Consider the following 20,091-nt stretch of genomic DNA (forward strand, 5'->3'; position numbering starts at 1 on the left):
CGACGGCCCGCGCGTCGCTGGCGCCGGGCCACTCCTTGCCTCGCCAGACGGCCTTCTCTATAATACCGCCGACGTTCCGCACGAGACTGGGGACTGGCCATGATGCGCGAAGTACAGACCGCCCTGAAAGAGCTCCGGACCGCGAACCCCCTTCTCGACAGACCCAGGCCGCCGGCGCTCGAGCGGCGCCACCGGCTGCAGAAGGTACTCGTCGCGAACCGGGGCGAGATCGCCAAGCAGTTCTTCTTCGTCCTGAAGGAGGAAGGGATCTCCTCGGTGGCGGTCGTAACGGATCCCGACCGCAGGCAGTCCTGGTACGAGTTCGCCGACGAGGTCGTGTATATCGGCGATGCCCGGAACTACACGAGCATCCCCGTCGTCCTGGCCGCGGTTCTTCTGTCGAAGGCGAACGCCGTCTATCCCGGCTACGGATTCATCTCCGAGAGCCACCAGTTCGTCGAGGCGATCTCCGAGTTGTCCCGAGCCCAGGGGCGGGACATCGTGTTTCTCGGGCCGCGGGCGGAGGTGATGCGCCGGGTGGGAAACAAGCTCGACGCCCGCGCTCTGGCCAAGGCGAACGGCGTCCCTGTGCTCGAAGGGACGGAGTTGATCCGCGATCTGGACCATGCGAAGGCCGAGGCCGCGCGGATCGGATATCCCGTCATGGTCAAGCTGAACGCCGGCGGCGGCGGAAAAGGGATGGTCGCCGTTTACGACGAGGCCGAGCTCGCGAATGCCTACGAATCAGCCGGCCGGATCGGGCAATCGATCTACGGCGACGGCTCCCTCTACCTGGAGACATACATCCGGCGCCCCGTGCACATCGAGGTGCAGATCTTCAACGAGGCGGCGGTGGGCATCCGGAAGTGCGCCGTTCAGCGGCGGAACCAGAAGATCATCGAGGAAACGGGCGATTTCTTTCTCGACACCCGAACGATGCTGAAGCTGTTGGCAACCGCCGAAAACATGGCGGCGATCTCGGGCTACGCGGACGGAGGCGGAGTCGGCACCGTGGAGTTCCTGTTCGACGCCGCCACCCGGGATTTCGGCTTCCTCGAGATCAACACCCGCCTCCAGGTCGAATACCCCGTGACCGACCAGAGCCTGGGCATCGACCTGGCGAAATGGCAGATCCTCTACTTCGACGGCCGGGAAAGCGAGATACCGTACTATCAGGTCCGCTTCGCGGAAAAGGACCACGCGATCGAATGCCGTATCTACGCGGAAGACCCCTGGAACAACTACGCCCCGAGCCCGGGCGTCATTCAGGACCTCGATCTACCCACCTTCAACGGAATCCGCTGCGACGTCGGCTTCAAGAAGGGAGACACCGTACTGCCCGATTACGATCCCATGATCGGGAAGCTCATCGCGCGCGGCACGAACCGAAAAGAGTGCCTCCTGCGGTTGGAGCGAGCCCTGAGCGAGCTGTACATCCGCGGGATCACCACGAACGTCGATCAGCTTCTCAAGATCGTCCGGCATCCCGAGTTCAAGAGCGGCACCTACACGAACCGGCTCCTGGAGGACTCGGAGGAGCTTCAGTCCCCGGAAACGGACGCCGAGCGACCCGTCGATGCGGCGGTCTTCTGCGGTCTGGCCGAGCTGGCGCACACCATTCACCAGGCGCTGGAGGACTGTCTGTCCTCGAAGGACCTCGAAGATATCCTGCTGGAAGGGAGTCTGTCCCTGTCGCCCTCTTTCTACGCCGAGGTCCACGGGAAGCGAATCCGCGTGGACGTCGTGCAGCTCGGGGTCGAGACGTTCGGCGCCTTCGTGAACAACGTCTACTTCGGCGAAATGCAGATCTCGCGGCGAGTCGAGGGGTACGACGATTTCTTGATCCTCTTTCACGGGCGATCCTACCCCGTCCGGATCGACCGCCGGCCATCCTTTCACATGCTGCGGGTGATGGAGGAAGATGGCCGGATCCACTATTACCGGATCAAGCTGGAGGCGGCGGGGACCAGGCGGAAGGCCGATTCTCCGGGGACGGTCCGGTCGCCCTTCCAGGGCTCTTTCGTCGAGTTCGCCGCCGACAAAAGCGGCCAACGGATCCGAATCGGCAGCCGGATCGAGCGAGGAGAGCCGTTGATCGTGATCGCGGCGATGAAGATGGAGACCGTCCTCTCGTCGCCCGTATCGGGGGTCGTGAGCTATCTGGTGGAGGACGGCGATCTCTCCCGGCTGGTCCGAGGCACGACCTCCCAGGGGCTGATCCTCGGAAAGGCCCTGACCGAAGGCGAGATCCTGATCATCGTCGACGAGGAATCGGCGAGGCCGGCGAAGGACCCCGAGCCGGACGCCGTCGAGATCCGCGGGGAGCCCCACGAGATTCTGGGGCGCCTGCGAGATCCGGAGCTGCCGGATGGGGGCCTCGGCGAAGCCGCTCGGGTGAATCCCTCCGGCGCCGTGCCTTCGATCCTGTCCCTGGTCCGGTCCTTCTACCTGGGATACCTCCAGGACGACGAGATCCCGGCACGACTGGGACGGTTCCTCGAGGACCTGAAGGGGTCCGGGATCCCGATCGACACCTGCGAAGAGATCATCACCGACATTCTCGATGTCTATGCCTCCCTCAAGCAGATCTATTCTCCCACGCTGGGAGGCAGCCAGACCTGGTTCGGGGAGATGAATCGCCTGGTGCTGGAATGGGAGAACGAAACCTATACGCCTCCCGACTTCTTCCGTTCCGTCCTCGGCTTCCTCTTGCGGAGATACGGGATCTCGTGGTCCGGAGGCAAGCGAAGCGCCGAGATGAAGCTCGCCCTCTTTCACATCCTTCGGGCCTATTGCGCCATCCGCGACGGGAGAAGCTTGATCGCCGCGCTCCTCGAGCTTCTTCGGGAACGCTCCTTTACCGCGCCGGGTGTGCTGGCTTCCGTGAGCAACCTTGTCCGCCAGGAACAGTCGGAACGGGACGATTCTCTCGTGGTGCTCGGTCGGGCGTTCCTTTTGGGCGCAGCGGCTCGGGACCCTGGCCGCGTCGTTCTCGAAGAGAGCGGGGCGGCCCGACCCCACCCGAGCGAGCTGGAGGACGTCGCGCAGAACCCCTTCCTTACCCTCCCGGGCGACGACGGAAGCTTCCGCGAACGGGCGATGGCCGCTCTGCGGAGCCCCGAAGCGGATCCCGTTCCGGCGGCTCTTCCCTCCTGGGTGCGGCAGGAGCTCGACGCGCGAATGCGACTGTGGTCCGGTCGATTTCGAATCGAGCGCCTGCCGTCTTCGAGTCCCACCGTCGTCGTGTATCGACTGACGCCGCTCGAGCGGGGAGTTCCCGCTTATGCGAGCATCGCCTGGCTCGAGGACGGGGCGCCGTTGCCCGTCTCCGATTCCCGGGGACGCATCGTCTCCGCCCCGAACCTGGAGAAGGCGGCCGCCCAGGCGGGTCGTTTCCTGGCGGCCTACGACAGGCTGGCCAGAGGCGAAAAGAACCTCGTGGAGATTCTCGCCTGCGGACGGCCGGTCGAGATGGATCTCGCGGGAAGCGATCCCTCCGTCTTCCAGTACGAGAACCTCGGCCAGATCATGGGGAGGGCCGTCCGCCTCGTGCGCCACGCGAGGCCGGAGTGGGTCCTTCTGCAGGTCGACGCGAGGCGGCCGGGCCGCCCGAAGGCGGAACGGAAGGTCCTGAACGTCGATCTCGAGCACGGCCGGCCGCGCCTGGACCTTCTGCACGAAACCGACCGCCTGAATCCCCTCTGGAACGGCGTCCTCGACGAGAAGAACCAGCGGCTGTTCGATCGGCGCAAGTGGCCCGCTGAGGTCTGGGCGCAGGAGTGCTTCGACCCGGGCACGGTGCGGGAGGTCCTGATCGAGTCCATCGACGGGATCGGCGAATCGGCGAATCGAAACGCGGGGAGGAACCCCGTGGCGGCGAAGATCTATGAGGGCCTGATGGCGGGCCGGCCGGCCGTATTCTTCGTCAAGGATTCGCGCATCAGCGGCGGCGCCACCGGGGACCTCGAAGGGCGGAAATACGCGGCGGCCTGTTACTATGCCTATCTCAAGGACACGCCCCTCTACGTCTGGAACGACGGCGCGGGCGCGAACGTCCGGCAGGGCATGGTTTCGCTCAACCGCGCGGCCGAGGGCTTCATGCTGAACAGCCTCATCGCCCACGGCGTGAGCTACGACCGGTTCCTGTCAACCGCTCGAAGCTCCGACGACCCCGTGCTTCGCGACCTCTTCCACGAGCTCGACCGCGCCTTCGGGCTCGCGAAATCGGCGAACGCGAAACGAGGGCCGCGCTCCTTCTTCCTGGTAGCGGTGGGCGTCGGCTCCTCGAGCGGGCTGGACGTGTACGGATCCTCCCAGGCCGCCATCCAGATCATCCTCGACTCCGAGCAGTCCTACCGCGTTCTGACGGGGTCGAACGTGATCCGGTCCGTGACCGGCGAGCAGCTGACCAACTACGAAATCGGGGGCGCCCGGGTCATGGGCCAGTGGACCGGCACGGTGGATCTGGTCGCTCGCGACCGGATCGACCTGCTCGGCCGGATCCGGCGCATCCACGAGCTGTTCGCGGACGGTGCGAGCCGAGCCGGAATCGCCCGGGCGCCCGGCGGATCCTCCCCAGATCCGGATAGCACCACCGACGCCGTGCTGAACGAGCGCCGGATCAGCGCCAACGTCGACAGCGGGACCTTCATGCCCTTCAAAGGGGAGTACGTGGAGGCTGGAGCCCTGGTCGGCGGCTTCGCGAAACTCGGGCGGAAACACGTCCTCCTGATGGGCCCGCGGACAGACTCGGGCATTCGCTCCTTCGCAAGCGTCGTGCGGGCCAAAGAGCTTCTGCAAATCGCGAACAAGACCCGGTCGCCGAAGATCCTGGTCTTCGGCCGAAGATGGTACCGAAGCATCGAGGGCGAGGACGAGATGGCGATCCAGGCGCGGATGGATTTCGTCCGTCTCCTCTTCGGTCCGGGGCCGCCCCGCGTCCACATCGTCACCCATCCGGAGGGCCTCCGGCTCGTCACCCTCAACAGCCAGGCGGACGCGGTCATCTACGTGAAGCGGACCGACGATTCGGAGAAGGATCGGCGGCTCGCCCTGAGGACTGCGCCCTTCCAGGCCGACAGCCTGGAGGACGCCTTCGATCTGGCGAACCGTGTCCTCGGCCTTCTCGGCGCCAAGGGCGGGTCTCTCGCATTCGATCCGCCCACGGGGGCTCCAGACATCCCGGCCGAGACGTGGCGACCCTACGACATGGTGACGGCCGTCATCGAGGCCGTGTTCGACGCTGGCACGTTCCTCGAGTTCTACGGTGAAGGACGGCGGGCTGGAGCGTCGACGCTCATCACCGGGCTGGCCACGCTGAACGGGAAGGTCGTCGGCGTGATCGCGGACCAGCCGCTCGGCGGCGGTGCTCCGGACGCGCCCGGAACCGAAAAGTTCCGCGTGTTCATGGAGTTCCTCGACCGGAACGGGATCCCGCTGGTCATGCTCTCGAATGCCCCCGGTTTCGTTCCCGGCACGAAGCAGGAGCGCCTTCGCATCCAGCAGATCGGCGGCGAATCTCTGGATGTCAACGTCCTCAGCCGCGTCCCCGTCGTCTCCGTTGTCCTGAACCAGAACTTCGGCGGCCGGCAGATCCACGCGTTCAGCCGGTTCCTGAGGCCCGGCATCACCTACATCGCGCTCGACCGGGCCATCCTCGCCGTCATGGGGGGATCGGCGGCCTTCGACCTCTTCCACGGGGCCCGGTACGCCGAGCTCGTGTCGCAAGGCAGAAAAGAGGAGGCCGACCGGCTCCGGAACGAGTACCTCGAGGAATTCAACCGCAGGAGCCGGGCCGATCGCGACGCGATGGAAACCGGCGCCCTCGACTGGACCGTGCCCGACCTCGCGGATCTGCGGTCACACGTCGTTCGCGCGCTGGAGGTCGCCGAGGCGAAAGCCCGGGCCGCCTTCTAACTAAATCGGGGGAGGTCGGAACACCGCCCCGATGTCGTCGCGGCGGCCAAGCCGCCGCTCGGACTCTGTCGCCATCAGGGCAGGCATCCCGCCGTACACTCGTTAGTCCGAGGGGCTCCTGGTACTATCGCGCTGCCGGTCCAGCTTCTCTCGAATCCTGCCGAAGGCCTCGAGATCCCGCCGGAGGTCGGGATGGCCGATCCGCTTGTCGATGGCGACGACCTCCTCCATGAGGCGGAGGGCCTCCCGATACTCCCCCCGCGCTTCGTGGATCAGGGCCATATTATGGGCGGGGATGGTGGCCCGGAGCAGGTCGCCCGACGCCTCGATCAGGCGCCGGGCCGTGGCGTACCGTTGATAAGCCCCCTCGAGGTCTCCCAGTCGCCGCTGGACCAGGCCGAGGCTGTTGAGCGTCACGGCCACGCCCGTGGGGTCTTCTGCCCTCTCGTAGAGCGCCAGGGCCTGCTCGAGAGCCCCGAGGGCCTCTGACCAATTCTCGCGGCGGAGATGTAGACCGCCGATGTTCGCCAGGGTGACGGCCCGACCGAGCGTATCCCCGAGCCTTTCCTGCATCTGGAGACTTTTCGTGAAGGCCTCCAGAGCTCCCGAGACATCGCCCATCCGCGCCTTCACCGTCCCGATGTTGTTCCAGGTCAGCGTGAGGCCCCGCTCGTCTCGGAGCTCCGTCTTCAGCGCGAGGCTTTCCTCGTAGGTTTCGAGGGCCTTGCGAAAGGCGCCTTTCCCCTGGAAGGCCTCGGCGATCGCGCCCAGTGTGATGGCGGTCCCCACCCGGTCACCCGCCTGCCCGTGCAGAGCCAATGCCCGATGATACAGCTCCAAGGCCCGGTCCCAGCCTCCCTGCAGATAATAGAGAAAGCCCAGCCGGTGGAGCGCCGGCGCCATCCCCGGCTCATCGGCGATGGTCCCGGCGACTCGGTAGGCCTGCTCCAGGGCGCTTCGCGCCAGTGCCTCGTCGGGCCCTTCCCTCAGAATCGTGGCCAACTGGGCGAGGGTTTCGACGAGGCCGACCCGGTTCCCATCGGCCTCCTGGGCCCGGGCCTGGGCCTCCAGGGCCTCCACCGCCTCCCGGGGAGCCTGCGGCGCCGGCATCAGCCCTCCTCGGGCGCCGGGGCAAGCCGAAGGCCGGTCCCGATGACCTCCCGGATTGCCAGAAAGCGGCCGGGCCTTTCCGCGTCCGGCACCATCTCCTCCAGCTCCAACATCATTCGAGTGACGTGCCGGTTCAGGCTCTGGAGATCGTCGGCATTCCGGAGCTCCATCATGCAGCGGTCGAGGGCGCGCTGATAGATCGGCTGGTGCGTCAGGCCGACCTGATAGGCTGGGTCGAAGAGGAGTTCGTACCGCTCCGTGAGCAGGAGGCGAGACAGGTGTCGGGCGGCTTGAAGCGAATCCATCGCCTCGTTGTCCGCCTCCAGGACGATGAACTTGTCCTTGAAGGGGAGGAGCTTCCACACCTGCGGGTTGATCGGTTCCCTTACCCACAGGCGTCCTGAGCGGTATCGAAGCGCGAAATCGCAGATCGTGCGGTCTCCAAGCCGCATCGACAGCCGGGGCAAGAGGGCGGTGAGTGCTTCCACGGGAATTTCGCCGAGGCTCTTGTACCTCGACCGGATGGGCGCGAGCTCTCGTCGTTGCTCCTCGAGCCCCATGAGCTCGAGAAGGACGCGGAGAGAGCTCTGGAGCTGCGAGAGATTCATCCCCCCGACCGCGTCCCTGATCTGTGGATTCAGCACCTCGGGCAGTTCGGTCGGCGGCGTGCGCGGCCACGGCGCCATTCGCTCCCCGAAGAGATGGTCGAAGGGCGGAGTGAGGCCGACCCCCCGGCCAATCGCCTCCCGGAGGGTGGTCAACACGGGATCCACGGCCGAGGCGTCGCGGAAATCGCGACCGCTCAAGGCGGCGAGAGCCTGCTCCTTCAGTTCCTCGATTGCCGTGTCGCCGAGGCGTTGCAAGCTGTCGAGGACGTCGAGGTAGGCATTGAACTCGACCGCCGCCTCTCCGAGGCCGGGATCGTGGAAGAGGTTGAAATGGAGGCAGACGAAGAGCCTGGCCAGCTCCCGTCGAACCTGGTAAGGCTGCAAGGCTCTCGCATCCTGCTGCAAGAGTCCCCACTTCTCGGCGGCCGACATCGACTGAAGCTCTTCATTGGTCAAGTCCTGCAGGCTCGTTCCGGGCGTGAACCGCTTCGCCTCCAAGGCCTGCAGGGCATGCGCGGTGTACCGCGAGACGAAGCCCTGCGCGACGTGCCGCATCTGATGCAGCTCGAGGTGTTCGCTGAAGTCGCCGAGCATCTCCTGCGCCGCCGTCGGGGAGAGGCAGTCCCGAAGCACTCGGACGGTCCACCGGAGCTCGGCTTCCTCCATGAAGGGAATCCGCTCCAGCAGCTCTTCGGCCCGCCGCTCGATGTACCGGCGCTGCGGGGCGATCCGTGACGGCTCTTCCATCTCACGCGCCTCGTTGGTCGTCTGTCGAGATTCGACGGTCAGATGGAGTCGGGACAGAAGATGGCCCAGGGGAAGTTGTAGTAGTCCTCGCCCATCCACTCGTCGATATGGGCCCCGTGCTCCCCGCGATAGGCGAAGTCGGCGTCGAACTCGTACGCGACGATCATCCGCTCTTCGAAATCGAAGTAGCGGATGGCGAAGCGCTCGCAGCCGTCGACATAGTGGGCGTCGATGGGACGGATGTCGGCGTGATCCATCCCCACCGCCCTCAGCAACTGGTAGAGGTCGTACCGCGTCCCCTGAATGGTCAGCTCGGTGAGGCCGCGCCCGATCTCCCCGAACCGCTCTTCCATGCGTTTCCGTTCCTGCCCTGGAACCATTCTGGCTGTCCTCCGGGTTTCTTGCGGCGCGACGCTTCTCGGGCTGTCGCCCCGCGTCGCGCGGGTCAGTCGTCGAAATGGCGATCGCGGCCGATCGCCTCCAAGATGCGCTCGGCGCTGATCTCGTCCATGGGATAGAACTCGCCCCCCATGGCCGCGGCCAGTTCTTCGGCGGGCGCCAAGACATGCGGGTCTGACGTCCGCCGGCCCTGGCCGGCCGTGCCGAGGACGATGCTGCGGATCTTTCCGGCCCGGATGATCTCCCCGAGCCGAGCGGCTTCCTGGCCGGGCGCCGTGTCGCCCATCGACACATTGGCCCGGCCGTCACTGATGAGGATGAGCACGGGGTTGAGCTTCCGTTCCTTGCGACGCTCCTGCTGGATCAGCTCGTAGCCGGTGAAGAGCCCCCTGGAAAGGGGCGTCGTGCCTCCGGTGGCCAGGGATTGGAAGGCCCTCTTGGCCAGCTCCACACTCGACGTCGGGCGCAGGATGACGGCGGCCGACTGCTCGCGAAAGGTGACCAGGCCCACCCGATCCCGGCGCTGGTAGGCATCTACCAGCAGGGACAGGATCGCCCCTCGAGTGGCGAGGAGCCGCCGCTGCGTGCCCATGGAGCCGCTGCAGTCCACCACGAAGAGGAGCAGATGGCCGACCTTGCGCTCTCGGACCTTGGCGTGGAGGTCCGAGGGCTCGACCTGGACAGCCATATCCCGCGGCTCTCGGCGTTGCCGGTGCAGGGCGGCCGTACGGATCGTCGCATCGAGGGCAACGTCCCGGCTGAGGGGGCCGGCATGGAAGGCGCGGATGTAGCGGCCGCGGGCGAGCTCGGTCCGGGCGGTGCCCCGCTTGCCCGGCGTGTCCCGGCGTTGCCGCTCCTTCCGGGAGGTGAGCAGATGGGGGTTATGGCCCTCCATGATCCGCTGGAGTAGGACCTCGTCGAATTCGATCCTTTGCATCTCCCGATCGTAGGGTCGGTAGGGGCAATCATCCTGATCGCAGTGACACAGGCGGGCCGCTGCGCCGACGCTCCCCGCCCCGCCGGAGCCTCCACCCCCGCCTGGTCCCTCCCGGGGTCGGCGATCCGTGCTGTCGTGCGCCGTCCGGGACGCGCGGCTGACACCCGGGGAGTCTCTCGGATCGATGGCGGCCGAGACCGACGAGGCAGGCTCCGCGTCAAAGATGCCTCCTTTCCAGGAATGCGCCGGTCAGACGATCCAGTGTCTTGGCATCCAGGGCGCTTTCCTGGAACGGCAGACGCTTGACGCGGTGGCGGAGGCTCAGCTCGACGATGTCCCGAAGATCCTGCGGGGCCGGCTCCTGCTGCCCCCGAAAAGCGGTCGCGGCCAGGCTCGCCTTCAGCATGGTGATCTCGGCCCGATGGCCGTCCACCTTCATCTCTTCGGCCACCTCGGCGACGAGTTCGATCAGCTCGTCGGCCGGGGTCAGAGCGGGGAGAAGCTCCCGAGCCCTGGCGATCTCGGCTTGGAGTATCTCTTGCGAGGCCTGCCACTGCAGCCGGAACGCGTCCGCGTCGGTCTGGAAGGCCAGCGCGCGACGGGCGATCTCCTTGCGGTGCTCCCGGGACCGCTCGGTCTGGATCTCCACACAGAGGCCGAACCGGTCCAGGAGCTGTGGTCTCAGTTCCCCCTCCTCGGGATTCATGGTCCCCACCAGAATGAACCGGCACGGGTGGGCATAGCTCACGCCTTCCCGTTCCACCAGGTTGATCCCGGTGACGGCGACGTCGAGCAGGAGATCGACGATGTGGTCATCCAGGAGGTTCACCTCGTCGACGTACAGAATGGCCCGATGGGCCCGGGCCAGGATGCCGGGCTGGAAGGCCTTCTGCCCCCTCTTCAGTGCCGCCTCGATGTCGATGGATCCCACGACTCGGTCTTCCGAGGCATTCAGGGGGAGATCCACCACCGGAGTGGAGGTCTCGCTGAGCGATAGTGCTTCTCCCCTTTCCACCTTGGCCTGACACTCCGGGCAGAGGCCCTCTTTCTGGTCGGGGTGACAGGCGAACGCGCACCCGTGCACGACGAGGCGTGGCGGGAGGAGCTCGGCGATGCCCCGGACGGCGGTGGACTTGGCAGTGCCCTTTTGCCCGCGGATCAGAACCCCTCCGAGGCCAGGATCGATGGCATTGAAGACGAGCGCCTTCTTCATCGTGTCCTGGCCGAGGATCGCCGAGAACGGAAAGAGGGGTCGCTTCACGGGGATCTCCTTTTTTTCCCGCGTCTGCTCCCGGTATCTGTGCCTCCGCGTGGAGGTTCTACCCCCAGGCGGGCGTTGGCCGGCTCTCGATGACCAGCCTCGGAGTGCGAGAGACGGCCGGCACGCGATCTGCCATCCGTGTGCGGGGCCCGTCGTCTCACCGGATTCATCCGGGGAGTGCCTGGATTCTATCGGTTGCGGGGGATCGAGGTCAACGGCGCGCTAGGTCATTTCGGGGGGGTCTCGGAAGACCCCCCCGATGCCCCCCCGTCGTGGCGGCGGCGAGCCGCCGCTCGGAGCACTCCTCGATGCACCACACGCTCGGTGGCCGGTGCCGGGATACTCACGCTCGAAGCGGAACACCAACCCGCGGCGGCGGGGCGATTCGTAGCGCCCGGTTACTCCGACACCGTCCTGGAAGCTGAACGGCGTTCGCCGGCTCCGCGAATCCACTGCAAGGAAGCGGGATTGCGGCGGCCCGGGGCCAGGCCGTCGGCGGGGGCTTGACAAGACCGGGGACGCGTGGTATCAACGCGCCACTACTTTTCGGGTCGGGCCTTGCTGAGGATCACCCCAATTCATTCGACGGCCTCAGCGTCAGAGGAGCGAGCGGCCGGGTCACGGGCGCGGTGTCGGGCAGGCTCCCGCCCGAGTCGATCCCGCCGGCGACCCTCCTCCCCGGCTACCTCCTCGAACGTCGTTCGATTGCGCCGTCTGGCTTCCGTCCAGGCAGCCCTCGGTGCGGATACAGCGAATCACCGGTACGCCCGTCGGAACCGTGAGAGGAGGTGAGGGGAGGAAAGAGAGATCATCTCTCGGGGTATGGCCCGCTCGCGGGGCAGGGACTGAGGACTGCTACTCGGACGAGGTTGTTCCACGAGTTGTCCCGAAGGTGTCGTAGTCGACGAAGACATCCCGCGGTCAACGGTCGGGTCCGCGGGGGGCCCGGCACCTTCGGAGAATGGTGCGGCGACCGGAGAGGAGGAGGAGATGGCCGCAGAGGAACACATCAATCGATGGTGGAGGGTCGTGGGCGGACTCTTGATGAACCTCGCCCTCGGCTCGCTCTACGCGTGGAGCGTGTTCGTCGCGCCGCTCGAGAAGGAGTTCGGGTGGAAGCGCGCGGACACCTCCACGATCTTCACGATCGCGGTCGTCGTCTTCGCGATCTCGTTCGTCCTGGCCGGGCGGCTCCAGGACAAGAAGGGGCCGTTCTGGGTCTCGGTGACCGGCGGCGTGCTGGTCAGTGTCGGGTTCTTCCTCAGCGCCTGGACCACGACGCTCGGCTGGATCTTCTTCGTGTTCGGCGCGCTGGGCGGAATCGGGAACGGCTTCGGCTACGCGACGCCGATCCCGGTCATGGCCAAGTGGTTCCCGGATCGGCGGGGTCTGGCGGTCGGTCTCGCGGTCGCGGGCTACGGCGGCGGATCCGCTATCTTCGGCCCGCTGGCCCTGAACTGGCTCATCCCGAGCTACGGGTGGCGGGCAACCTTCCAGATCCTGGGGGTCATCTTCTTCATCATGACGATGGTCGGGGCGTTCCTCCTGAAGAACCCGCCGGCGGGCTACCGGCCGCCCGGCTGGGCCCCGGCGCCCGCGGCCAAGGCCGCCGCGACGACGCACGAGTTCACCCCCAGCGAGGCCCTGCGCACGCCGACCTTCTACTTCATGTGGATCGCCTACTGCCTCGGCACCGTGGCGGGCTTCATGGCGATCAGCCAGCTCGTCCCGTTCTTCCGCGGCGTGGGATTGGGTGCGATTGCGGGCACGGCCATCGTCGTCGGCGCCGTCGGCAACGCCGCGGGGCGGATCCTGTCGGGCTGGATGTCCGACGCGATGGGCCGCCTGAACGTGTTGCGGCTGATGATCGCGGTCTCGGCGGTGGCCATGCCGCTGGTGTACCTCGCGGGCGGCAATGCCGCGCTTCTCTTCATCCTGGTGTTCGTCATCTACTGGTGCTACGGCACCCAGCTCTCGGTGAACGCCTCGACGACCTCGGACTTCTGGGGGACCAAGAACGCCGGCCTCAACTACGGCCTGCTGTTCACGGCGTGGGGCGTGGCCGGGATCATCGGCCCGCGGATCGCCGGCGTGCTCTTCGACAAGTACCAGAACTACCAGGTCGCCTTCTACTGGGCGGCGGCTCTGGCGGTGGTCGCGCTGATTTTCGAGTTTCTGGCGCGGCGTCCCGCGGTGCCCGAGGGGGCGCCGGTGAAGGCGGTGGCGTAGCCCTCCGGTCAGGCGACCGACGACCACGGGCGCAAGCTGCCCTCCGGTCCCGCCGTCGAGCTGCTTGGCGGGCGGAGGGCAGCGGCGTCCACCGGCTCTCGATCCTCGGACACTCCAGCCTCGGTCCGTTTTCGGAGAGGCGCAACCGAACCTGCTGAAGGAGTAGGGGGAGACGATGGGTAAGATCCCTGCCGAGTACCTGCCGCCGCGGGAGCTCTGGCCGCAGCGCATCTATACGCTTCCGGAGTTCAAGGAGATCCCTCAGCGGTTGAACAGCACCGAGGAGCTGCTGGACAAGACCGTCGCCGCCGGCAAAGGGGACCGGGTGGCGCTCTGTTTCGAGGACAGGCGGATGCCTTACAAGGCCCTCCTGGCCCAGGTCAACAAGCTGGGGAGCGCCCTGAAGCGGCTCGGCATCGAAGAGGCGGATCGGGTCGCGCTCCGCCTGCCGAACATCCCGCCGGCCATCGTGGCCAACTTTGCCGTGATCAAGATCGGTGGCGTGATCTTGCCGACCTCCGCCCTCTTCTCCCGTGCCGAGATCGCCCACGTTTTCAACAATGCCGAGGTCAAGGCGGTCATCGTGGCCGCGGCCCTGCTGGACGAGCTCGAGAAGGCGAGAGCCGAGCTGAAAACGGTCAAGCACGTCATCGTCGTGGGGGGAGAGCCGGAGGAGATCAAGAAGAAGGGCTACGTGCCCTATCAGGAGCTGCTCGACTCCGGCGAGCCGACGTGCGACCCGGTGCGCCGGGATCGGATGGACGTGTCGGTCCTCCTCTACACCTCCGGGACCACCGGCCTGCCGAAGGGAACGGCCCACTTCATGGAGGAGGCCCTCATCGTTCCGGATGGCTTCGGGAAGTCCTGTTGGCGCCTCGCCGACAGCGACGTCCTGCTCAGCGCCGCCCCCCTGGCGCTGGCGGCCGGGTACTCGGCCGCGGCCACCATCCCCTACCGATTCGGCACCGCGCTCTCTCTCCTGCCCCGCTTCACGCCGGAGGGGATGCTCGAGACCATTCAAAACCACAAGGTCACCGTCCTGTCGGCCCTTCCGACCGCCTATCGGAAGCTGCTGCAGGTGCCCGACGCCGAGAAGCGGTACGATCTCAGCTCCCTGAAGATCTGCACCGGTGGCGGAGAATCCTTGACGGCCCAGACGTATCTCGACTGGAAGGCCAAGTTTGGCCAGGAGATCTACGAGGGGCTCGGAACGACCGAGATGATGTTCGTTTTCATCAGCTCGGCCGTGACGCGGAAGGTCAAGCCGGGATCGATCGGGCCGGTGGGTCCCGGGTACGAGCTCCGGGTCGTCAACGAAGAGGGAAAGGATTGCAAGCCCGGCGAGACCGGCCAGCTGTGGGCGAGAGGCCCCACGGGGACCATTTACTGGCGCGATCCGGAAAAGCAACGGAGTTCCGTGAGGGACGGCTGGTGTCGCGCGGGTGACATGGTCAGCATGGACGAGGACGGGTACATCTGGTTCCTCGCCCGAGAGGACGATCTGATCAAGAGCTCCGGGTACCGGATCGGTCCCGAGGAGATCGAGGACGTGCTGGTGACCCATCCCGCCGTGGCCGATGCAGGCGTTGTCGGCGTCCCCGATCCGGTCATGGGGCAGAGGACGAAAGCCTTCGTCGCGCTCAAGCCCGGCCAACAGCCGTCCGAAGGCCTCAAGACCGAGCTGGTGGAATTCTGCAAGGGGAAGATTGCCGTGTACAAGCTCCCCCGGGAGGTCGAGTTCACCGACCAGATGCCACGCGCCCCGGGGCCGGGCGGCCCGGGAACGGGCAAGCTTCTCCGACGCATCCTCCGGCAGCGGGAGCCGGACAAGCCCAAAGCGCCGTAGAGCTTCGGGGGGCATCGGGGAGGTTTTCCGAGACCCCCCGAAGTCCTAGTCGATCGGAGGGGGCCTCAACGGCCCCCTCCGAAACCTCCCCCAGGAAAAGTTGCGCGGGCGAAGCCCGCGCTCGGAGCGCTGCTCGACGCATGGCCTGCTCGGGGCGAGCTGCCGGGATACTCCGACACACTCCTAGGCGCGATGCACGTCCGCCGGGTCGCTGATCTTCGGGCTTCTGACGGCTACTCGATCCCCGCCTATCTCCTCGAGCCTGATGCGGTGGCCCGCGGCGCGGCCGTCATCTGTCACGGCTACGGGAGCGCGAAGGCGGAGATGTTCGCGCTCGCCCTGGCCGTGGCCGAAGGCGCTCATTGCCGCGCGCTGTGCATCGACCTCCGGGGCCACGGGGAGAACCGCGCCCCGATCGGCGCCGGGGTCCTGACCGACGTGCAGGCCGCGCTCGGCTACCTCTCGGCCGACGGTCCGGTCGTGGCCATCGGCCACAGCCTGGGTGGCCGGCTGGCCCTGATGACCGATGCCGACCTGGCGGTGGCCGTGTCGCCGGCGGCCGTGCAGGAGGTTTCCCCGCAGGGCCGCTGGATGTTCGAGAATTTCCCCAGCCCGCTCGTGCGAGAGCCCTACTCGGGTTACGTCGTCGAGCTACTCGAGCGCCTGGGCGACGTTCCGTCGCGCGCCGGGCCGTGCCTGCTGGTTCACGCCGCGCGCGATATCCCCAACATCATCGCCGGCACGCGGGAGCTCGCGGAGCGGCTGCCGGGGGCCACGGTGCATGAGGTCCGGGGTCATCTCCGGCCGGACGTCTCCTCCGAGAACGGGCTCGTCCGATACCTGCCCCGGTGGTACAACCACCTCGAGTTGAAGGTGAACCCGGAAGTCTTGTCGGTGGTGTCCGAGTGGGTGGGGGCGCGGCTGGGGGGACGTGACGCCGGCCGTCAGCCCGGCCGCTGATCGATCGGCACGTACGTCGCCTGGACCGGGCCCGAGTACTCCGCGCGAGGCCGGATGAGCCGGTTGTGGGCGTGCTGCTCCAAGACGTGGGCGGACCAGCCGGCGATTCGGCTCATGGCGAAGACCGGGGTGAACTGGTCCGTGAGGATCCCCATGGCGGCATAAGCGGCGCCTGAGTAGAGGTCCACGTTGGGGTAGATGCGCTTTTGCTCGGTGACGACCCGGGCCACCGTGTCGAGGATCTCGACGTACCGACTCTTTCCCGCTTGCTGGCCCAGCTCCATAGCGAGCCGGCGGAGGTGCTTGGCTCGTGGGTCCTCTACGCGGTACACGCGGTGCCCGAAGCCCATGATGCGGACCTTGTCGGCCAGAGCCTTCTTGATCCACCCCTCGGCCCGGCCCGGCTCCGTGATCGACTCGACCATGCGCATCACGCCTTCGTTGGCCCCACCATGGAGCGGGCCCTTCAGGGCCCCGATGGCGGACGTCACGGCGGAGTAGAGATCAGACAGAGTCGCGGCGGTAACCCGGGCGGCGAAGGTGGAGGCGTTCAGCTCGTGGTCGGCGTGCAGGATCAGGGCGACGTCGAGCGTCCTGGCGGCAAGCTCGGATGGCTTCTTGCCCGATATCATGTAGAGGAAGTTGGCGGCCAGGCTGAGGCGCGGGTTCGGCGCGACTGGAGTCTTCCCGTGCCGGATTCGCTCCCAGGCCGCCACCAGTGTAGGCATCTGAGCCGTGAGCTGGATGGCCCTGCGCAGGGTGGCTTCGCGGGAGTCGTCGGCGGGATCGGGATCATAGGTCGCGAGGGCGGAGACGCCGGTCCGCAGGACATCCATGGGGACCGCCTTCTTCGGCAGTGCCTTCAGGAGCCCCGTCAGCCGGGGAGGAAGCTTCCGAGCCCCCGCCAACGCCCTGAGGTGGCGGTCCAACTCCTTTCGGGAGGGGAACGTCCCGTGCCAGAGAAGGTAGGCGACCTCCTCGAAGGTGGAGTGAGCGACGAGGTCGTCTATGTCGAAGCCGCGGTAGAGGAGCCGCCCTCGTTGTCCGTCGATGAAACAGATCTCGGAGGTCGAGACGACCACGTCTTCGAGGCCGGCCTTCACTGCCGTGTTCATGTGGCCCTCCGTGGCGCCTCTTTCTATCACACTCCGGTAGCCCCTTCAAGGGCGTCTGGCACGCGGGGCCTGGTCGCGCGTGTCGGCTCGCGTGGTAGACTCTCCACCGATGGGGGAGAGGGAAATGGGGCGAAAGCCGCTTCGCGTATTTGCGTGGGGTGAATCGGATCCGCCCTAGCCCGCCCGCGCCCGACCCGGTGATCATCGGGGTGGACCTCGGAGGAACGAACGTCCGGGCCGCCGCCGTGGCCGAGGACGGGCGGCTCCTGAGCCCGCCGGTCGAGAACCCGTCAGAGGCGGCGGCCGGCTTCGAGCGGACGCTCGAGGCGATCGTCGGGACCATCCGGGAGGCGATCCGTCGCGCCGGAGCCCCTTCGACCGGGACCGCCGTCGGGATGGCCGTCCCCGGGCACGTGGACGGCCCCACCGGCACCGTGCGCTGGGCCCCCAACTTCGGGGAGACGCGTGGGGGCCTCTTCGAGGCCTGGCGCGACGTCCCGCTCGGCCCGTCGGTCCAACGCGCCCTGGCTTGTCCCGTCTACATGGGCAACGACGCCAACCTGGCCGCGCTCGGGGAATACCGGTTCGGGATCGGCCGGGGCCTGGCCCAGGGCTTCGTCCTGTTGACTCTGGGAACCGGGATCGGCGCCGGCGTGGTGCTCACTCGGGCGCAGGTCCAGGGACCGGCCGACTGGGAGGGGGGCGTGCTGCTGGTCGGGGCCGAGGGGGGTGGCGCCGAGCTGGGCCACACGGTGGTGCTGGCGGGCGGCCCTCGCTGCGGCTGCGGCGCCAGTGGCTGCCTGGAGGCGCTGGCCAATCGGGACGCCATCATCGCGCGCGCGCGCGAGAAGCTGCGCCGGGCGGGGCAGAGCCGGCTGGCCGAGCTGTGCGAGGGCGACCTCGGGCGCCTCTCGCCGCGGCTCGTCGCCGAGGCCGCGGCGGAAGGTGACCCGGTGGCGCTCGAGGTCTGGGACGAGACCGGCTGGTATGTCGGGCTGGGCGTGGCGAACTTCATCAACACGTTCAACCCGGAAGCCGTCGCGGTCGGCGGTCAGATCGCCAAGGCCGGGGAACCCCTCTTCCAGGCCATCCGGCGCGCCGCTCGCGACCACGCCATCCCGACCCTGTTCGCGGCCTGTCGGATCGTGCCGGCCGAGCGGATCGAGGACGCCGGCATCATCGGGGCCGCGGCGCTCGCCTCGGCGCTGCGGCCGCGCGCCCGCACGTGAGCGCGGCGCTGTCGGCCGTTCACGCCCCCGGAATCGACCCGGGCAGGCCCGGCGCCAGGCGGTCGAGGACGGGACGCAGGAGCTCTGGCCGGTCCGTGATGATGCCGGCGACTCCCCATTCGGCGACCTCGCGGGCGCGGGCCGGGTCGTTCACCACCCAGAGATAGCAGTCCAGGCCGGCCTCCCGGGCGGCGCCCACGTCGGGGGCCGTCGTCAGCTCGGCCGGGAGGCACAGGGCGTTCAGGACTCCTGCGGGCGCCAGTGCCGACGGCGCCAGGAGCCGGCCGACCACCAGCGCGCCGAGTCGGATGTCTGCATCGAGGTCGCGGCACTTCCGGAGCGCGTGGTGGTCGAACGAGGCGACGAGCGTCCGGTCGGTCACGCCATAGATCTGAAGCACCGTGAGGAGCCGCTCCTCGATCGCCGGGTAGAAATGGGAGCCTCCCTTCAGCTCGATCCCGAATGCCGACCGGTCCCGGAAGCGCTCGAGGACCTCAGGGAGCGTCTGGATCCGCTGGCCGCGGAACTGCCGGCCGAACCAGCGGCCGGCATCCAGGCGCTTGAGCTCGCGCGCGGTGTGCTCTCGCACCACACCGCGCCCGTTCGTCGTCCGCTCGAGGCGCCCATCGTGGATGACGACGAGCTGGTCGTCCGCCGTCAGGTGGACGTCCAGCTCCAGCGCGTCGGCCCCGGCCTCGATGGCGGCCTCGTAGGCCGCGATGGTGTGCTCCGGCGCGACGGCGCAGGCGCCGCGGTGCGCGATCAGGAGGGGCCGCCGGCCACTCGTCGTTGTCATGTCGGGCCCGCTCGTGGCAAGATGGCGGCGTGCGCCGCGCTCCGCTCTGGTTCCTCGAGATCCTCCGCCCGTTCGTCTGGCTCGCCACCCGGGCACTCTTCCGGATCCGGTTCGAGGGCGTCGAGCACGTCCCGGCGGCCGGCCCCGTCCTCCTCACCCCCAACCACGTCTCGTACATGGACCCGCTGCTGATCACGATTCCTGTCCATCGGCCCCTTCACTACATGACGCTCGAGCCGTTCTTCCGGGTGCCCGGGCTCGGCGCCATGATCCGCTGGTGCCGCGCGTTCCCGGTGCGCGAGGACCTGGACCGTCAGGCGGTGCGGACCGCGATCCGTACGCTCCGCGCGGGCGAGCCACTCGTGATCTTCCCAGAGGGCGGCCGGTCGCGCGACGGGCGGCCCCTGCCGTTCCGCCCCGGCGCCTTCCGGATCGCGCTCCAGACCGAGACCCCGGTCATCCCGGTGACCATCGCCGGGGCCTTCGAGGCGTGGCCCGCCCACCGGCGCCTTCCGCGCCCCGGCCGCGTCACCGTCACCTACCACGCGCCGCTCACGCGGAAGGACCTGCCGCCGACCGCCGACCGGAAGTCGCAGCCGGAAGTCATGGCCGAGCTCGTCCGGGACCGGATCGCCGAGCGGCTCTCGATCCGCTGAGTCCTTCGGGGGGGTCTCGGCAGACCCCCCAGAGGCCCCCCCTCTCGGGTTGGGTGGGTGGGCCCGGCGGCGGAGCCGCCGCTCGGAGCGCCGCTCGACGCATCGCTCGCTCGGGCAGGCTGCGGGGTTACGTCGACACCCCCGCTAAGCCGGCTCGCCGCCGACCACGAGGCGGTAGCCCAGGTCGATCTCGTCGAGTCGGCGCAGGCGGCCGAAGCGCGCGTCCCACCGGCCCGACTGGAGATCGGCGGCCAGCCGCCCGAGTCCTCCGGCGACGGAGGC

13 protein-coding genes are annotated in these 20,091 nt (G+C 67.8%); 6 read left to right on the forward strand and 7 right to left on the reverse strand.

What is annotated here, in order from left to right; genetic code table 11:
• Window positions 1–99: 99 nt before the first annotated feature.
• Window positions 100–5,916, forward strand: coding sequence for a carboxyl transferase domain-containing protein (locus VGW35_11775; protein ID HEV8308336.1), 5,817 nt, complete (start codon window positions 100–102; stop codon window positions 5,914–5,916).
• Between the two features lie 102 nt (window positions 5,917–6,018).
• On the opposite strand, the gene VGW35_11780 is transcribed toward VGW35_11775, so the two are convergent.
• From VGW35_11780 to VGW35_11800, 5 genes are all read right to left on the reverse strand, one after another.
• Complete coding sequence (locus VGW35_11780) at window positions 6,019–7,026, reverse strand: tetratricopeptide repeat protein (GenBank protein ID HEV8308337.1); 1,008 nt, start codon at window positions 7,024–7,026, stop codon at window positions 6,019–6,021.
• Window positions 7,026–8,381: a hypothetical protein gene (locus VGW35_11785; protein HEV8308338.1), complete on the reverse strand. Its 1,356-nt coding sequence runs from the start codon at window positions 8,379–8,381 to the stop codon at window positions 7,026–7,028. The genes VGW35_11780 and VGW35_11785 overlap by 1 nt, the downstream gene beginning before the upstream one ends.
• Before the next feature lie 38 nt (window positions 8,382–8,419).
• Window positions 8,420–8,734: a hypothetical protein gene (locus VGW35_11790; protein HEV8308339.1), complete on the reverse strand. Its 315-nt coding sequence runs from the start codon at window positions 8,732–8,734 to the stop codon at window positions 8,420–8,422.
• Between the two features lie 92 nt (window positions 8,735–8,826).
• Window positions 8,827–9,717, reverse strand: a complete 891-nt coding sequence (locus VGW35_11795; GenBank protein HEV8308340.1) for a VWA domain-containing protein — start codon at window positions 9,715–9,717, stop codon at window positions 8,827–8,829.
• 217 nt (window positions 9,718–9,934) lie between these two features.
• Window positions 9,935–10,978 (reverse strand): ATP-binding protein, encoded by a 1,044-nt coding sequence (locus VGW35_11800; GenBank protein ID HEV8308341.1) that lies wholly within the window; start codon window positions 10,976–10,978, stop codon window positions 9,935–9,937.
• Between the two features lie 990 nt (window positions 10,979–11,968).
• Between VGW35_11800 and VGW35_11805 the strand changes: the two genes are divergently transcribed.
• The 3 genes from VGW35_11805 (at window position 11,969) to VGW35_11815 (ending at window position 16,013) form a co-directional block, all read left to right on the forward strand.
• Window positions 11,969–13,207, forward strand: a complete 1,239-nt coding sequence (locus tag VGW35_11805) for an OFA family MFS transporter (protein HEV8308342.1) — start codon at window positions 11,969–11,971, stop codon at window positions 13,205–13,207.
• Between the two features lie 175 nt (window positions 13,208–13,382).
• A complete protein-coding gene (locus VGW35_11810) occupies window positions 13,383–15,053 on the forward strand; it encodes an acyl-CoA synthetase (GenBank protein HEV8308343.1) in 1,671 nt (556 codons plus the stop codon).
• A 192-nt stretch (window positions 15,054–15,245) separates the two neighbouring features.
• Window positions 15,246–16,013: an alpha/beta hydrolase gene (locus tag VGW35_11815; protein HEV8308344.1), complete on the forward strand. Its 768-nt coding sequence runs from the start codon at window positions 15,246–15,248 to the stop codon at window positions 16,011–16,013.
• Here the strand turns inward: VGW35_11815 and VGW35_11820 are convergent.
• Window positions 15,998–17,128, reverse strand: coding sequence for a citrate/2-methylcitrate synthase (locus VGW35_11820; protein ID HEV8308345.1), 1,131 nt, complete (start codon window positions 17,126–17,128; stop codon window positions 15,998–16,000). The genes VGW35_11815 and VGW35_11820 overlap by 16 nt on opposite strands.
• 158 nt (window positions 17,129–17,286) lie before the next feature.
• Here VGW35_11820 and VGW35_11825 point away from each other — a divergent pair, with 158 nt between their 5' ends.
• On the forward strand, window positions 17,287–18,357 hold the full coding sequence (locus VGW35_11825) for an ROK family protein (GenBank protein HEV8308346.1): 1,071 nt from the start codon (window positions 17,287–17,289) through the stop codon (window positions 18,355–18,357).
• 19 nt (window positions 18,358–18,376) lie between these two features.
• On the opposite strand, the gene VGW35_11830 is transcribed toward VGW35_11825, so the two are convergent.
• Window positions 18,377–19,153, reverse strand: a complete 777-nt coding sequence (locus VGW35_11830) for a glycerophosphodiester phosphodiesterase family protein (GenBank protein HEV8308347.1) — start codon at window positions 19,151–19,153, stop codon at window positions 18,377–18,379.
• Between the two features lie 29 nt (window positions 19,154–19,182).
• Between VGW35_11830 and VGW35_11835 the strand changes: the two genes are divergently transcribed.
• Window positions 19,183–19,809 (forward strand): lysophospholipid acyltransferase family protein, encoded by a 627-nt coding sequence (locus VGW35_11835; GenBank protein ID HEV8308348.1) that lies wholly within the window; start codon window positions 19,183–19,185, stop codon window positions 19,807–19,809.
• Window positions 19,810–20,091: the final 282 nt, after the last annotated feature.

The organism is Candidatus Methylomirabilota bacterium, assembly GCA_036005065.1.
Lineage (GTDB): Bacteria > Methylomirabilota > Methylomirabilia > Rokubacteriales > DASRDR01 > DASYQW01.

Bases quoted from the DNA above. Each gene is read 5' to 3' on its own strand.
- VGW35_11830 (HEV8308347.1), bottom strand. From the start codon at position 19,153: ATGACAACGACGAGTGGCCGGCGGCCCCTCCTGATCGCGCACCGCGGC.
- VGW35_11780 (HEV8308337.1), bottom strand. From the start codon at position 7,026: ATGCCGGCGCCGCAGGCTCCCCGGGAGGCGGTGGAGGCCCTGGAGGCC.
- VGW35_11810 (HEV8308343.1), top strand. From the start codon at position 13,383: ATGGGTAAGATCCCTGCCGAGTACCTGCCGCCGCGGGAGCTCTGGCCG.
- VGW35_11815 (HEV8308344.1), top strand. From the start codon at position 15,246: ATGCACGTCCGCCGGGTCGCTGATCTTCGGGCTTCTGACGGCTACTCG.
- VGW35_11785 (HEV8308338.1), bottom strand. From the start codon at position 8,381: ATGGAAGAGCCGTCACGGATCGCCCCGCAGCGCCGGTACATCGAGCGG.
- VGW35_11795 (HEV8308340.1), bottom strand. From the start codon at position 9,717: ATGCAAAGGATCGAATTCGACGAGGTCCTACTCCAGCGGATCATGGAG.
- VGW35_11805 (HEV8308342.1), top strand. From the start codon at position 11,969: ATGGCCGCAGAGGAACACATCAATCGATGGTGGAGGGTCGTGGGCGGA.
- VGW35_11775 (HEV8308336.1), top strand. From the start codon at position 100: ATGATGCGCGAAGTACAGACCGCCCTGAAAGAGCTCCGGACCGCGAAC.
- VGW35_11790 (HEV8308339.1), bottom strand. From the start codon at position 8,734: ATGGAAGAGCGGTTCGGGGAGATCGGGCGCGGCCTCACCGAGCTGACC.
- VGW35_11820 (HEV8308345.1), bottom strand. From the start codon at position 17,128: ATGAACACGGCAGTGAAGGCCGGCCTCGAAGACGTGGTCGTCTCGACC.